We start from the raw sequence: 12,805 nt of genomic DNA on the forward strand, positions 1-12,805 counted from the left end.
GCACCGCCGCCGACCGCGCCACCGATCACCGCGCCCGTGCTGCCGCCCACTGCGCCGCCAAGTGCGGCACCGGCCACACCGCCCAGCGCGCCGCCGAGCATGTTGTTCATATCGCCGGCCATGACCGGCAACGACGCTGCGGCGCTCAAGGCGGCCACGGCAACCATCTGGATGATTCTCTTCGACATAGCAGGTCTTTTGTTTTGATGAGACGGTGCCGAGTATAACGGCGCATTCGAAAGGCTTTTGTAACCACAGAGCCGAGCGCCAGTAAGACGTGTAACAAAATGAATTCGCGTTTTTGCAGGGCATGCGCTGAACGCGAAAAAACAAGGGCCGCTCGAAATGAGCGGCCCTTGCTGCTGCGGGATTGCTACGGATTACCGAACGATATGCGCTTTCTTATTTGTGCCGTTTCTTCTTCAGCTCGATCGTTTCGAACAGTTCGTAGTCGGCGGTCGGCGTTTGATCCGCGCCGGGCGCATGGTAGTAGTTCATCGTAATCGTGGTCTCCCCGCCATGCTCGCCCGGATCGTAATCGAACACCGCGATACCGTAGCCGGTGCCGGTGTCGCGCTGCGCGGACCAGATCGCGTCTTCGACCGCATCCGCGTTGGCGCGCACGAACGCGCCCGTTGTCGTCGTCGACGGAGCCGGGCGATTCGGCTTCGTGAAAATGCGCGCTTGCGGCAGACCCGTGCCGGCATCGACGCCATACACATCGAGCGGCGCGCTCGTGCCGCCACCGCCGAGAATCAGGTGAATCGTGCCGTGGCTCGTATCGAACGTCGACTCGCCATGCGAAACCGCCGACATGACCGGCTTCGGCTGCAACGTATCGACCGGCCGGCCCGTCGCGATGTCGGTGCCCTTGTGGTGATTGCAACCGCGCACCGGATAGCTGCGCTCGTAGTCGTGATCGTGGCCGCACAGCACGAGGTCCACGCCATAGCGATCGAAGAGCGGTAGCCACGCTTCGCGAATGCCCTTGTCCGAGCCGTTGCCGGTCTTCGACGAACTGAGCGCGTCCTGATGCATCTGCACGACGATCCAGTCGATGTCGCCGTCATGTGCGGCGCGCTGCAAGACGTTTTCGAGCCAGCGTGTCTGCTCGCCGTTGCTATAGCCGCGCACGTAGAGCGAGGTGCCGGCCGGAATCGGCGGATTGCCGGTGCTCGCCACCGGCGTCAGCGGCGTGGGCCCCGCAACGAATGCCGCGCCATCCTGATAGATGACGTCGTCCGCGTCGAGCGAAACGAACAGCACCGCGCCGACGCGAAAGCTGTACCAGCGGCCCTGAAAACGCGTGTGATTGTCGGGCAGCGTATAGCGCGACAGATACGACGCCAGCCCCTGCTCGCCGTTGTTGAATTCGAGTTCGTGATTGCCGGGGCACGGCATCCACGGCCGGTTCGACGCGGACGTCTGTGCATTGTTGCCGAAGTCGCGCCACACCTCGGGCTGCTGCATCGGATTCAGGTTCGCGTAGCAGAGGTCGCCGTTGAGCAGGTGAAACAGCGGCTGAAAGCGCTCGACGGCCTGCACCGCGAAGCGGCTTTGCGGCGACGACAATACCCAGTTCGTATTCGGCGTCGCGAGATCGCCGTAACTGGTCCAGCGAAACGGCGTGCGGCCATGCGGCGCGGTGCGGAAACTCGCGCTAAAGGGCTGCGACGCATTGCTGTCGTTGTCGGCCGTCACTTCGTACTGGTAATGCGTATCGGCCTTCAGATCGCGCAGGCGGGCGTGATAGCTGAAGACGACCTCGCCGTTGATGCCGTCGGTATAGGTGCTCTGCACCGCATGCACGGTGTGCCGTTGCCGGTCCGCGCCGTTCAGCCCGCTCAGGCGCACCTGCGGATTGCTTGCGGCCGCGAGCGACGACCACGACACCGTGACTTCGCTCGTCGGGTCGTTGCCCCAGGTCAGATGCACCTGCTCGGGTGTGCCGTCGGGTGCGGTACCGTTTGCGCCGCGCGCCGCCGACGAAAGCGCGCCCGCGGCGGTTGCGAGACTCGATGCGCCGGCGAACTTCAGGAATCCTCGACGCGAAACGATCGATGCGCCCTGCTCGTCGGCGGGCGCTGCCTTGACGATTTTCTTGTTCGACATGTCCGGTGTTGTTGTGAGGTGGTGGAAGAATGCCAGCGCAAAACAACGCACCGCGGTGCGAGCGCGGACGCATGTGACGAACCATCGTAGCGGCGTAGCGATGACAGCCCGATGAAAACATCGGACCGGAAAAAACGAAGGAATGGAAGAATCGGATTGCGAAACGAAAGTTCGTTTCGATATGAATGAAGGCGTTCTGAAAAATTCGTAACGGCCGGGCGACCGTTAAATCAGACTAGCTTAATCAGCGTGGGGTTGCCGGCGCACGATGCAACCAGACGACCTGCATGCAGCCGGCAACCGTGAATTCGCTCAGGTCTGCGAACTCGTGTCGTCGGAAGCCTGAGCGTTGCTGGCGTCGTCCTGCTTCTCGTCTTCTTTCTTCTCGACCAGCGATTCCAGCTTGCCGGCGCCTTCAAAACCAGCGACAGCGGCAATGCCTTTCGTCAGCAGACCCGCTTCCGGATCGACTTTCTCCGCTGCTTCGACGGCGGCAACCGCACCTGCAATCTTGCCTACTTCGTCCAGAAGTCCCATGTCGCGCTCCCACAAAAGTTGGTGAAACTGCATCGTCTCACGAAGCTCGCGTGCTGTCGTCAAATGTTAAGCGGCTTGACGGTGACGGGACTGTACCGATGTAACACAATCGTCAGCTTGAGGGCGGCTGCGGATTGTTCGCAGGATTCGTGTCGAAGCACGAAACGCGCACGATGCGGCTCCCGTCGACGAGCTTCGACAACTCGCCTTCGAGCGCGTCTGTCACAGCCTGGTCGTAGACTTCCTCGCCGTTGACATACAGCGTGAACGATTGCAGATACTTCGCTTTTTTCTCGGGGTTCTCTATCGTCTGCCGGGTCCATTGATAAAGCGGATAGTGCTCGATGCCGATTCTTTCCGCTTCGCTCACGTAGTCGGCGAATGCATCGAACTGGCACTTCAGCGTCGCGTTGTGCGTGCGCAGAACGTCACGCAGCGCCGGCCACGATGCGCTGGACGGATCGGCGCGCAACGCCTCTGCCCATTCGCGCGACGCGGTAATTCTGAGCTGGAATTGCAATGGAAAAGACATGTCGATTTCCGCTGGCGGCTTTCAGAAGCCGGCGTTTTCTGTCTTGTCAGTAACAGGCGCGGTAGCAGGTGCCGTAGCAGGCGCAACATCGGGTGCTTCGAGCGCCAACTCGCTCTGCTCGATTGCATCGCCACGCACCGGCCTGCCGAGCAGATAGCCCTGCGCGTGCGTGCATCCGCATACGCGCACGAAATTCAGTTGCTCCTCGGTTTCGATGCCTTCGGCCGTGGTCGACATGCCTATTTCACGCGCCAGTGCAACGATGCCGCGCACCACGGCCGCCGATTCGCGCCCGTGCACCGACTCCTTGACGAACGAACTGTCGATCTTCAGCTTGTCGAACGAGAAGCGCACGAGCGTCGACATCGTCGAGAAGCCGGTGCCGAAATCGTCGAGCGCGAGTCCGATGCCGAGCGAACGCAGCCTCGCGATGTTGCGGCGAGTGACCGCATCATCGTTCAATAGCGCGGTTTCGGTCACCTCGAGATTGAGCCGCGTGGCCGGCAGCTTCGTCTTGCGAAGTATCGCCAATACCTTCGACGCGAACGATTCCTCGCGCAACTGCACCGGCGACACGTTAACCGCGACGATCACCTGGTCGCACCACCTCGCCGCTTCCATGCACGATTGCAGTAGCACCCATTCGCCCAGCGCGAGAATCAGCCCGGTGCGTTCGGCGGTCGGAATGAACGCGGACGGCGACAGCTCGCCGCGCGTCGGATGCGTCCAGCGAATCAGCGCCTCGCGGCCCGACACCGCGCCGCTACTCAGGTCGACGATCGGCTGATACTCGATACGCAAACCGCTGAACGATTTCAACGCGCCTTCGAGATCGCTGCGCAAGAGGCTCAGGCTTTCGTCGGAGACATGCTTCTCCCTGTCGAAGATCGTGAACGAACTCTTGCCGCTGCGCTTGACCGCATACAACGCGCGATCGGCGCAAATCAGCAATTGCGGACCCGTCTGTGCATGCTGCGGATAAAGCGCAATGCCGACGCTCGCGCCGATATGCACGAGCGCATCGCTCAACGCGAACGGCCGCGCGAGCGTTCTGACGATGCGATCGGCAAGCACCTTTACGTCGCGAATCTGTGCAGCGCCGTCCGCAATCGCCACGAACTCGTCGCCCGCGAGACGGCCCACCTGATCGCCGCCCGGCAGCAGCTCGCGCAGACGCCTCGCCGCTTCCTGAAGAATCTGGTCGCCCGCTGCGTGGCCGAGACTGTCGTTGATCGCCTTGAAGCCGTCCAGATCGATCAGCAGCACCGCGAATGCCTGGTCCTCGGGCGAGCCCTTGCTGGTGCGCTCGAGCAGCAGTTCGCTGAGACGCGCGCGATTCGGCAAACCGGTGAGGCTGTCCTGCCGCGCAAGACGATGACTGTTTTCGCGCGCGAGCAGCAACGCCACGGTATCGCGATTGCTGCGCAACGCCACCGTGAAAAAGCCGGCCGCGCAAAACGGCGCCTGAAACAGCAGCACGAGCTTGCCGCTGCCCGGCGAGAGTGCCGCGCCCACGCTCAGGAAACCGAGAATGAAAACGATCTGCAATAGCGCGAGGCGCGGCGTACCCGCATTGCGTCCGGCCAGGCCGCCGATCACCCCAACCGCGCACACGTTGCCGAGCAGAAACAGCGTGGGATTCCCGCTGATATTGCACAGTAATGTACCGATGCCGAATAGCATGCTCCACAGCAGACTCGCACACAGAAACGCGGAAGTCGGCGTGGGCAGACCTTGCGCGGAACGCGTGCGGCACAGCCAGATCAGCACGAGCCGCGCGCCCAGCAATGCGACGACGGCAATGCCCCAGACGGCGTAGAGAGGAATCGGATAAAGATAGTACGCGGTGGCGCAAACGCTGATTTCGCAGATCGACGCGAAGACGATCGAAGCGGTTCGCGTAAACAGATTAGCAAGTAAAACCTGCCGGTTCTCCGGGCTCAGGTTCTGAGCGCAAGAGACGACCCACCTGAAAAATGGAGACCTTGGTTCGGTAAAAGCCATGACCTGCGCATCTATCGGTTAGTGGGGCCACACGGACGTGCAATGGTTGCACAAACGTAAAATATCAGATTAATTCCGCAAATGGCGGGAAATGACTGGCCCACACACCGGTTGAAAGCGCTGCACAAATGACGAGCACGTGCACAACGGTTCAACGGAGAATTCGAACGTCCTCGCAAACGTTTGGCGTCACGCAATGCACCATGCGCGAGGCACTCCAGGCGTTGCGAATAACAGACATGACGAATACCCAATAAAAAAGAGGAAGAGCATCGCTCTTCCTCTTTGACGATCGCACGTCGATTGCCGTGCCGGCGCAACTCAGTCGTAAAGCACTGCCGCAATCTTCGGATCGTTCATATTGGTCTTGTCATACCAGTAGAAACCCGTGTCGATCTTCTTCGGCAGCTTTTCGCCATGCAGCGCCTTGACCGCCGAATCGACCACGCATTTGCCGATGCCGACCGGGTTCTGCGTAATCGCGCCCGCCATCAGGCCCGACATGATGTTGTCCTTCTGCTCCTTGCCGGAGTCGAAGCCGATCAGCACGAGCTTCTTGCCCGATTCCTTGACGCCGATCGCGGCACCTTCCGCCGAGCCTTCATTGGCTCCGAAAATGCCTTTCAGGTTCGGGTTGGCCTGAATCATCGCCTTGGCGATTTCCGCCGACTTCAGGTGATCGCCGGCACCGTATTGCACGGAGACGATCTTGATGTTCGGATGCTTCGACTTGATCTGGTTGAGGAAACCGTCGCGCCGGTCGACCCCGGTACGACTCGTCTGGTCATGCACGATCACGCCGACCTCTCCCGCGTCGCCGATCAGCGCGGCCATCTTGTCGGCGGCGAGCGCGGCGGCAGCGATGTTGTCGGTCGCGCACGTGGTGAGCGGAATATCGCTGTCGACACCGGAGTCGAATGCGATGACCGGAATCTTGTCGTTCTGCGCGCGTTTGAGCAGCGGAATCGCGGCCTTGCTGTCGAGCGCCGCGATGCCGAGCGCCTGCGGCTTCTTCGCGAGCGCGGCCGAGAGCATGTCGATCTGCTTGTCGACCATCGCCTCCGTTTCCGGTCCCTCGAACGTCATCCTGACGTTGTTCGCTTTCGCGGACTGTTCGGCGCCTGCTTTCACGGCCTGCCAGAACTGATGCTGGAAGCCCTTCGAAATGAGCGGAATATAAGGCTCGTCCGCATACGCGAGAGCACTTCCACCGACGAGCGCGCCGACACCGACCACAATACCGATGAGTCTTCTCTTCAACATGGGGCCTCCTCCTAAGGATGGGCTATCAACCTGCAGCCGTTGAGGGAGCCTCCACGTGCTCCCCTCTCTCTTGCTCCTGCGATTCCTGTGTTTGCTGCGTTTGCGTTTGTTGTGTTTCCTCTATCGGCGGGTTCAGCTTCTCCTGCTGCGCCGCAGGATGTCCGCATAGACCGCGAGAATGATGATGAGACCCGTCACGACGATCTGCCATTCCTGCGCGACCGACATGATGCGCAAGCCGTTGGTCAGCACGCTCATGATGAAAGCGCCGATGATCGTGCCGAGAATCGTGCCCGAGCCGCCGCTCAGCGACGTTCCGCCGATCACGACCGCGGCGATCGCATCGAGCTCGTAGCCTTGGCCGAGCGCCGGTTGCGCGGAGTTCAGACGCGACGCGATCAGCAGACCCGCAATGCCGCAAATCGCGCCGCCCACGCCGTAGATCGCGATCTTCCAGCGATCGACGTTGACGCCCGAAAGCCGTACCGCTTCTTCGTTGCTGCCGAGTGCGAACGTGTAGCGGCCGAGTGCCGTGCGATTGAGCACGATCGAACTCGCAATCGCGAGGAAGAACAGGATCAGCACCGCATTCGGAATCGGCACGCTCGGCAGCACATAGCCGATCAGCGAATCCTGCGAAATACGGTAGAAGTTCTCGGTGTCGGTGAAATAGATCGGTTTGTCGGCGGAGACGACGAGCGAAAGTCCTTTCAGCAGCATCATCATGCCGAGCGTCGCGATGAACGGCGGAATCTTCATCTTCGCGGTCAGCGTGCCCGATACCGTACCGCAAATTGCGCCCGTGACGATGGCAGCGAGTACGCCGATCCACATCGGCAAATGCCAATTGGTGAGAAACACGCCGCAAATCACGGCGGTAAACGTCATTAACGTGCCGACCGAAAGATCGATGCCGCCCGTGATGATGACGAACGTCGCGGCAATCGCGAGCACGCCGTTCACCGCGGTCGCCTGCAGAATGCCGAGGATGTTGTCCATCTGCATGAAAGCGGGCGACGCGAAGCTGAAGAAAACCAGCAGCAGAATCAGGCTCGCGAACGCGAGCAGTTTCTGCAACGCGGTGGGCGCAAAGATGCGGGCCCTCAGGCCGGAAGACCGGCTCGTATCATCGAGCGCCGCGGTATCCGTTCGCAATGTCATGTCGTGGACCTCTTCAGGCTGGTGCCGCTTTCAGGGTTTCGCGCTGCGTCGCGAGATGCATGATGCGCTCCTGCGTCGCTTCGCTGGCGGAGAGTTCGCCGGTAATGCGACCTTCGCACATCACGACGATGCGGTCGCTCATGCGCAGCACTTCGGGCAATTCCGAGGAAATCATCACGATCGCCTTGCCTTGTGCGGCAAGCGAGCGCAGCAGCTTGTAGATTTCGCTTTTCGCGCCGACGTCGATGCCGCGCGTCGGTTCGTCGAAGAACAGCACGTCGCAATCACGTTCGAGCCATTTCGCAATCACGATCTTCTGCTGATTGCCGCCCGAGAGAAGCCGTACCTGCTGTGTGGCCGATGGCGTGCGAATCGCGAACAGCTTGATGAAGTGCTGGGCGCGTTTGCGTATCTGCGCACGGCGCAGAAACATATTGAACGACAGGAACTTGCCGAGATCGGACATCACGATGTTCGATTCGACGTCCATGCCGGTCGCGAGACCGAAGCGCTTACGGTCTTCCGACAAATAGCCGATGCCGCGCTTCACCGCATCGCTCGGCTTTCTGATCGACGCTTTCACGCCTTTCACGAGAATTTCGCCGGACTCGACCGGATCGGCACCGAACACCGCGCGCGCCACTTCGGTACGGCCCGCGCCCATCAAGCCGGCAAAGCCGAGTATTTCGCCCTGGCGCAACGCGAAACTCACGTCGCGCACGAGCGGCCCCGCGACGAGATTTCTCACTTCGAGCGCGACCTCGCCGCGCACCAAAGCGCTTTCGACCGGCGGCATCTCGGCGAGCGTTCTGCCGACCATCATGCCGATGATCGTTTCGACGCTCGTGCCTTCGGTCGGCACGGTCGCGACGTATTCGCCGTCGCGCATCACGGTCACACGGTCGGTGATCTGTTTCAGCTCGTCCATCTTGTGTGAGATATAGACGATGCCGACTCCGCGCTCCTTCAATTGCCGAATGATGCGGAACAGTTCCGCAATCTCGGCGTCGTTGAGCGCGGACGTGGGTTCGTCCATGATCAGCACGCGCGAGTCGAAAGACAGCGCCTTCGCGATCTCAACCATCTGCTGGCTCGCCACCGTGAGCGAGCCGACCATCGTGCGCGGATCGAGATTGACATGCATGCGCGCGAGAATCTCGCGAGCCTGTGCATTGAGTTTGTCTTCGTCGAGAAAGAGCCCCAGGTGCTTGCGCGGCTCGCGGCCAATAAAGATGTTCTGCGCGACGCTCAGATGATTCATCAGTTGCAGTTCCTGATGAATGATGCCAATGCCGACCGCCTGCGCGTCGCGCGGACCCTGAAAATCGACCGGCTTGCCGTCGTAGAGAATTTCGCCCGAATCGCGCGTGTAGACGCCGGCGAGAATTTTCATCAACGTCGATTTGCCCGCGCCGTTCTCGCCCATCAATGCATGAACCTCGCCGGCCATGAGTTCGAAGCGAACGTCATGAAGCGCTCTGACGCCAGGAAAGCTCTTGCACAGCTTGTTGACTGAAATGAGTGGGTTCATGGTGCGGACTCGCCGACGGCTACCTGTATCACCAGCACTTTGATGACCGCGTTCAAGACGGCTTTCATTACGGCTCGAAAAGATCCGGCCTTGCTTTCGCGGACCGGTGCAACTCGGCGACCACCTGGTCGAGATGATCGTGCATCGCTTTCGCGGCCGCATCGCCATTGCCGGCGCCGATAGCCTCGAAAATCTTTTCGTGCTCTTCGAGCGTATGCATGAGCCGCTCGGGACTCGCCAGCAATTGCCGCGCGCGATCCAGCGCATTGCGCGACACCGCGACGATTTCCTTCACTCGCGGCAGCTTCACCGCGTCGAGCAGGATTTCATGGAAAGCCAGATCGAGCTCGTGAAACGCAAGACGTTCGCCGCTGCCGGCCACACTGCGCTGCCTGTCGAGATTGCTTGCCAGCGCATCGAGCGTGGCCCGATCGCGCATCGACGCAACGCCGCGCACCGTTTCGACTTCCAGTGCGCTGCGGATAAACAGATGCTGGCGAATGTCGTCGAGCGCGATCGGTTTGACGCGCGTGCCGCGCTGCGGCAACACCTCGACGAGGCCCGCATGCGCCAGCCTCGCCAACGCGGAAGAAACGGGAAAGCGCGACACGCCCATCCGTTCGCAGACCGCGATCTTGTCGATCATCATGCCGGGCTCCAACGCCAGCGTCAGAATCGCTTCCCGCAACGCCGCTTCGACCGCGTCGGTCAAGCTGCCGCGCTCGCCGCCCCTGATCTTTTGCAGTGCGACATACGGATTGCTGGCGACAGTCTCTGGATCGGCTGAAGAACTCACGACGCTCTTGATTTCGAGAAGACATGCTAGCATGCTAGGAAGCGAATGCAGTGTTGTCAACGCGTACAAATGCCTGGGTCCGCCATGGTCCAAATAGTGGTCGCCCTGCCTCGATACGCGTACGAGTAGTGCGTGCGCCGCGTGCGCAAAAAGCCGACCCGCCTGCCCCGCAGGCGAAAACCGCTAGCCATCGCTCCCGGAGAGTACTCAGATGACCACGATCACAAGACTGTCCGTTCGGGACATTCGCTTTCCCACTTCACGCTCTCTCGACGGCTCCGATGCGATGAATGCCGCGCCGGACTATTCCGCCACCTACGTCACGCTCGAAACCGACTCGCCCGGTCTCACGGGTCATGGCCTCACGTTCACGATCGGGCGCGGCAACGAGATCTGCGTGACGGCGGTCAATGCGCTGACGCCGCTCATCGCCGGCAAGAAGCTCGAAGATATCGCCGCGAATATGGGGGCTTTCTGGCGCGCGTTGACGTCGGATAGCCAATTGCGCTGGATCGGCCCCGATAAAGGCGCGATTCATCTGGCGACCGCGGCAGTCGTCAATGCGGTGTGGGACCTGTGGGCGAAATCGGTCGGCAAGCCCGTATGGAAACTGCTCGTCGACATGAGTCCCGAAGAACTCGTGCGCTGTCTCGACTTTCGCTACGTGACGGATGCGATCACGCCTTATGAAGCACTCGCCATGCTGCACCGTCACGCGAAAACCAAAGGCGAGCGCGAAAAAGAAATGGTCGCGCACGGCTACCCGGCCTATACGACCTCGGCCGGCTGGCTCGGTTACGACGACGAGAAGATTCGCCGCCTTGCGCGCGAAGGCGTCGCGCAGGGCTGGACGCATTTCAAGCAGAAGGTGGGCGGCGATCTCGACGAGGACGTCCGGCGCGCGCGCATTCTGCGCGAGGAAATCGGCGAGAACCTGAAGCTGATGATGGACGCGAATCAGGTATGGGACGTCGACGAAGCGGTCGCGAACATGCGGCGCCTCGCGGAATTCGACCCGTGGTGGATCGAGGAACCCACGAGTCCCGACGACATTCTCGGCCATGCGGCGATTCGCAAGCGGCTCGGCTCGATCGGCGTCGCTACCGGCGAGCATTGCCACAACCGCGTGATGTTCAAGCAATTGCTGCAGGCGCAAGCCATCGACTTCTGCCAGGTCGATAGCTGCCGGCTCGGCGGACTCAACGAAGTCATCGTCGTGCTGCTGATGGCCGCGAAGTTCGGCGTGCCGGTGTGCCCGCATGCGGGCGGCGTCGGATTGTGCGAGTACGTGCAGCATATTTCGCTGTTCGACTATATCTGCGTGTCGGGTTCGCTCGAAAACCGGGTACTCGAATACGTCGATCATCTGCACGAGCATTTCGTCGATCCGGTCGTCATTCGCAATGGCCGCTATATGCCGCCGCAAAAGCCGGGCTATAGCATCGAGATATTCGCGGAGTCGCTCGAAAAGCACGCGTTTCCGGATGGAGAGGCCTGGAAGGACTAATGGAATTAGCGGAGAGGGCGGGTTTCGGGCTATCCTCGGCACTTTGCAGGAAGCGCGAACTCAACTCACCCGATCGAAACCGCCATGTCCTCTCCGCTCTCGTCTGCCGCAATAGATGCGCTGCGTGCCCGCACTCCCGGCGCGTCCACCACGACACACTTCAATCACGCCGGCGCATCGTTGCCGTCGGCTGCCACACTGGAAGCCATTCACGCGCACCTGATGCGCGAAGCCACGGCCGGGCCGATGGAAGCCGGCGCGACAGGCAGAGAACAGTCCGCGCGAGCACGCGCGCTCGCGGCGCAACTGTTCAACGCACAGCCTAATGAAATCGCGCTGACCACAGGCGGGTCCGCTAGCTGGGGTATTGCGTTCGCCGCATTGGGGCCGTGGCAACCGGGGCAGCGCATTCTCGTCGGGCGGCACGAATGGGGCGGCAATCTCGCCTCGATGTACTACGCCGCGCAACGAGCCGGCGCCTCGGTCGAAACGATTCCGTCCGATTCGAGCGGCATGGTCGATCCTCACGCGCTCGAAGCCATGCTCGATGACAGCGTGCGCCTGATCGCACTGACCTGGCTGCCAGCAAACGGCGGACTCATCAATCCGGCCGCGGCGATCGGCCGGGTAGCGCGACGCCACGGCATTCCCTACCTCATCGACGCGGCGCAGGCCGTGGGGCAGGTTCCCGTCGACGTGGCTGAACTGGGCTGCGATATGCTGGCCGGTGCAGGCCGTAAAGCCTTGCGCGGTCCAAGAGGTACAGGACTGCTGTATGTGAGGCAGGATTTTCTCTCGCGCCTGATGCCTGCATTCGTCGACATACATTCGGCACCGCTCGATGCCCACGGCGAACCCGTGCTGCGAAACGACGCGGCACGCTTCGAATTGTCGGAAACAGCGTTCGCTCTACACTGCGGATTGGCGAATGCGCTACACGAAGCGCTCGAAATCGGCATCGATACCATTCGCGCACAGATCGATCAGATCGCTCAACGATTGCGCCTGCAACTCGCGGATATTCCTGGCGTGTCGGTACTCGATCAGGGTACCGAACTATCTGGTCTCGTGTCGTTTAACGTCGCGGGTCTCGATGCGGCATCGGTACGGAGTTCGCTCGCCGCGCAAGGCATTGCGATCAGCAGTAACGGCGTGAGTTACACGCCGCTGGATATGACACACAGAGGGCTTCAGCAGGTCGCGCGCGCATCCGTCAGCTATCTGACCACCGATACGGAGATCGAAAGACTGCTAGCCGCGATACGAGCTCTCGTGCATTAAGGTTCGGGTAACGGGCCACGCGGCGCGCCGATCGCGTGGCTCAACATGCCGCTCAATCGAACGATTTCTGAAAGACCATGA

10 protein-coding genes and 1 pseudogene are annotated in these 12,805 nt (G+C 61.1%); 2 read left to right on the plus strand and 9 right to left on the minus strand.

What is annotated here, in order from left to right; all coding sequences use genetic code 11:
• The 9 genes and pseudogenes from GXB81_RS12715 to GXB81_RS12755 all read right to left on the minus strand — a co-directional run.
• Positions 1 to 188: pseudogene (locus GXB81_RS12715) on the minus strand (hypothetical protein); the annotation flags it as partial.
• 214 nt (positions 189 to 402) lie between these two features.
• Complete coding sequence (locus GXB81_RS12720) at positions 403 to 2,112, minus strand: metallophosphoesterase family protein (RefSeq protein ID WP_167042719.1); 1,710 nt, start codon at positions 2,110 to 2,112, stop codon at positions 403 to 405.
• 312 nt (positions 2,113 to 2,424) lie between these two features.
• A complete protein-coding gene (locus GXB81_RS12725) occupies positions 2,425 to 2,649 on the minus strand; it encodes a hypothetical protein (protein ID WP_167042860.1) in 225 nt (74 codons plus the stop codon).
• A 112-nt stretch (positions 2,650 to 2,761) separates the two neighbouring features.
• Positions 2,762 to 3,181 (minus strand): hypothetical protein, encoded by a 420-nt coding sequence (locus GXB81_RS12730; RefSeq protein ID WP_205989292.1) that lies wholly within the window; start codon positions 3,179 to 3,181, stop codon positions 2,762 to 2,764.
• A gap of 21 nt (positions 3,182 to 3,202) precedes the next feature.
• Positions 3,203 to 5,185, minus strand: a complete 1,983-nt coding sequence (locus GXB81_RS12735; RefSeq protein ID WP_205989293.1) for an EAL domain-containing protein — start codon at positions 5,183 to 5,185, stop codon at positions 3,203 to 3,205.
• Positions 5,186 to 5,506: 321 nt separating this feature from the next.
• Positions 5,507 to 6,448 carry an ABC transporter substrate-binding protein gene (locus GXB81_RS12740; RefSeq protein ID WP_167042726.1) on the minus strand — a complete coding sequence of 314 codons (942 nt, stop codon included), beginning with the start codon at positions 6,446 to 6,448 and terminating at the stop codon, positions 5,507 to 5,509.
• Between the two features lie 132 nt (positions 6,449 to 6,580).
• Positions 6,581 to 7,609, minus strand: a complete 1,029-nt coding sequence (locus GXB81_RS12745) for an ABC transporter permease (RefSeq protein ID WP_205989294.1) — start codon at positions 7,607 to 7,609, stop codon at positions 6,581 to 6,583.
• A gap of 13 nt (positions 7,610 to 7,622) precedes the next feature.
• Positions 7,623 to 9,140: a sugar ABC transporter ATP-binding protein gene (locus tag GXB81_RS12750; RefSeq protein ID WP_205989295.1), complete on the minus strand. Its 1,518-nt coding sequence runs from the start codon at positions 9,138 to 9,140 to the stop codon at positions 7,623 to 7,625.
• A gap of 67 nt (positions 9,141 to 9,207) precedes the next feature.
• Positions 9,208 to 9,969, minus strand: a complete 762-nt coding sequence (locus GXB81_RS12755; RefSeq protein ID WP_167042732.1) for a GntR family transcriptional regulator — start codon at positions 9,967 to 9,969, stop codon at positions 9,208 to 9,210.
• A 178-nt stretch (positions 9,970 to 10,147) separates the two neighbouring features.
• On the opposite strand from GXB81_RS12755, the gene GXB81_RS12760 reads away from it, so the two are divergent.
• Together GXB81_RS12760 and GXB81_RS12765 are read left to right on the plus strand one after the other, a co-directional pair.
• The gene (locus tag GXB81_RS12760; protein WP_205989296.1) at positions 10,148 to 11,443 is read left to right on the plus strand and encodes an L-fuconate dehydratase; all 1,296 of its coding nucleotides are present in this window, start codon (positions 10,148 to 10,150) and stop codon (positions 11,441 to 11,443) included.
• 84 nt (positions 11,444 to 11,527) lie between these two features.
• Positions 11,528 to 12,724: an aminotransferase class V-fold PLP-dependent enzyme gene (locus GXB81_RS12765; protein WP_205989297.1), complete on the plus strand. Its 1,197-nt coding sequence runs from the start codon at positions 11,528 to 11,530 to the stop codon at positions 12,722 to 12,724.
• The last annotated feature ends 81 nt before the right edge of the window (positions 12,725 to 12,805 follow it).

Origin of the sequence: Paraburkholderia sp. Ac-20336, from assembly GCF_017105025.1 — a bacterium.
GTDB lineage: Bacteria > Pseudomonadota > Gammaproteobacteria > Burkholderiales > Burkholderiaceae > Paraburkholderia.

Excerpts from the sequence above, each read along its gene's own strand:
- GXB81_RS12730 (WP_205989292.1), bottom strand. The coding sequence starts at position 3,181 with ATGTCTTTTCCATTGCAATTCCAGCTCAGAATTACCGCGTCGCGCGAA.
- GXB81_RS12760 (WP_205989296.1), top strand. The coding sequence starts at position 10,148 with ATGACCACGATCACAAGACTGTCCGTTCGGGACATTCGCTTTCCCACT.
- GXB81_RS12745 (WP_205989294.1), bottom strand. The coding sequence starts at position 7,609 with ATGACATTGCGAACGGATACCGCGGCGCTCGATGATACGAGCCGGTCT.
- GXB81_RS12735 (WP_205989293.1), bottom strand. The coding sequence starts at position 5,185 with ATGGCTTTTACCGAACCAAGGTCTCCATTTTTCAGGTGGGTCGTCTCT.
- GXB81_RS12755 (WP_167042732.1), bottom strand. The coding sequence starts at position 9,969 with ATGCTAGCATGTCTTCTCGAAATCAAGAGCGTCGTGAGTTCTTCAGCC.
- GXB81_RS12750 (WP_205989295.1), bottom strand. The coding sequence starts at position 9,140 with ATGAACCCACTCATTTCAGTCAACAAGCTGTGCAAGAGCTTTCCTGGC.
- GXB81_RS12765 (WP_205989297.1), top strand. The coding sequence starts at position 11,528 with ATGTCCTCTCCGCTCTCGTCTGCCGCAATAGATGCGCTGCGTGCCCGC.
- GXB81_RS12725 (WP_167042860.1), bottom strand. The coding sequence starts at position 2,649 with ATGGGACTTCTGGACGAAGTAGGCAAGATTGCAGGTGCGGTTGCCGCC.
- GXB81_RS12740 (WP_167042726.1), bottom strand. The coding sequence starts at position 6,448 with ATGTTGAAGAGAAGACTCATCGGTATTGTGGTCGGTGTCGGCGCGCTC.
- GXB81_RS12720 (WP_167042719.1), bottom strand. The coding sequence starts at position 2,112 with ATGTCGAACAAGAAAATCGTCAAGGCAGCGCCCGCCGACGAGCAGGGC.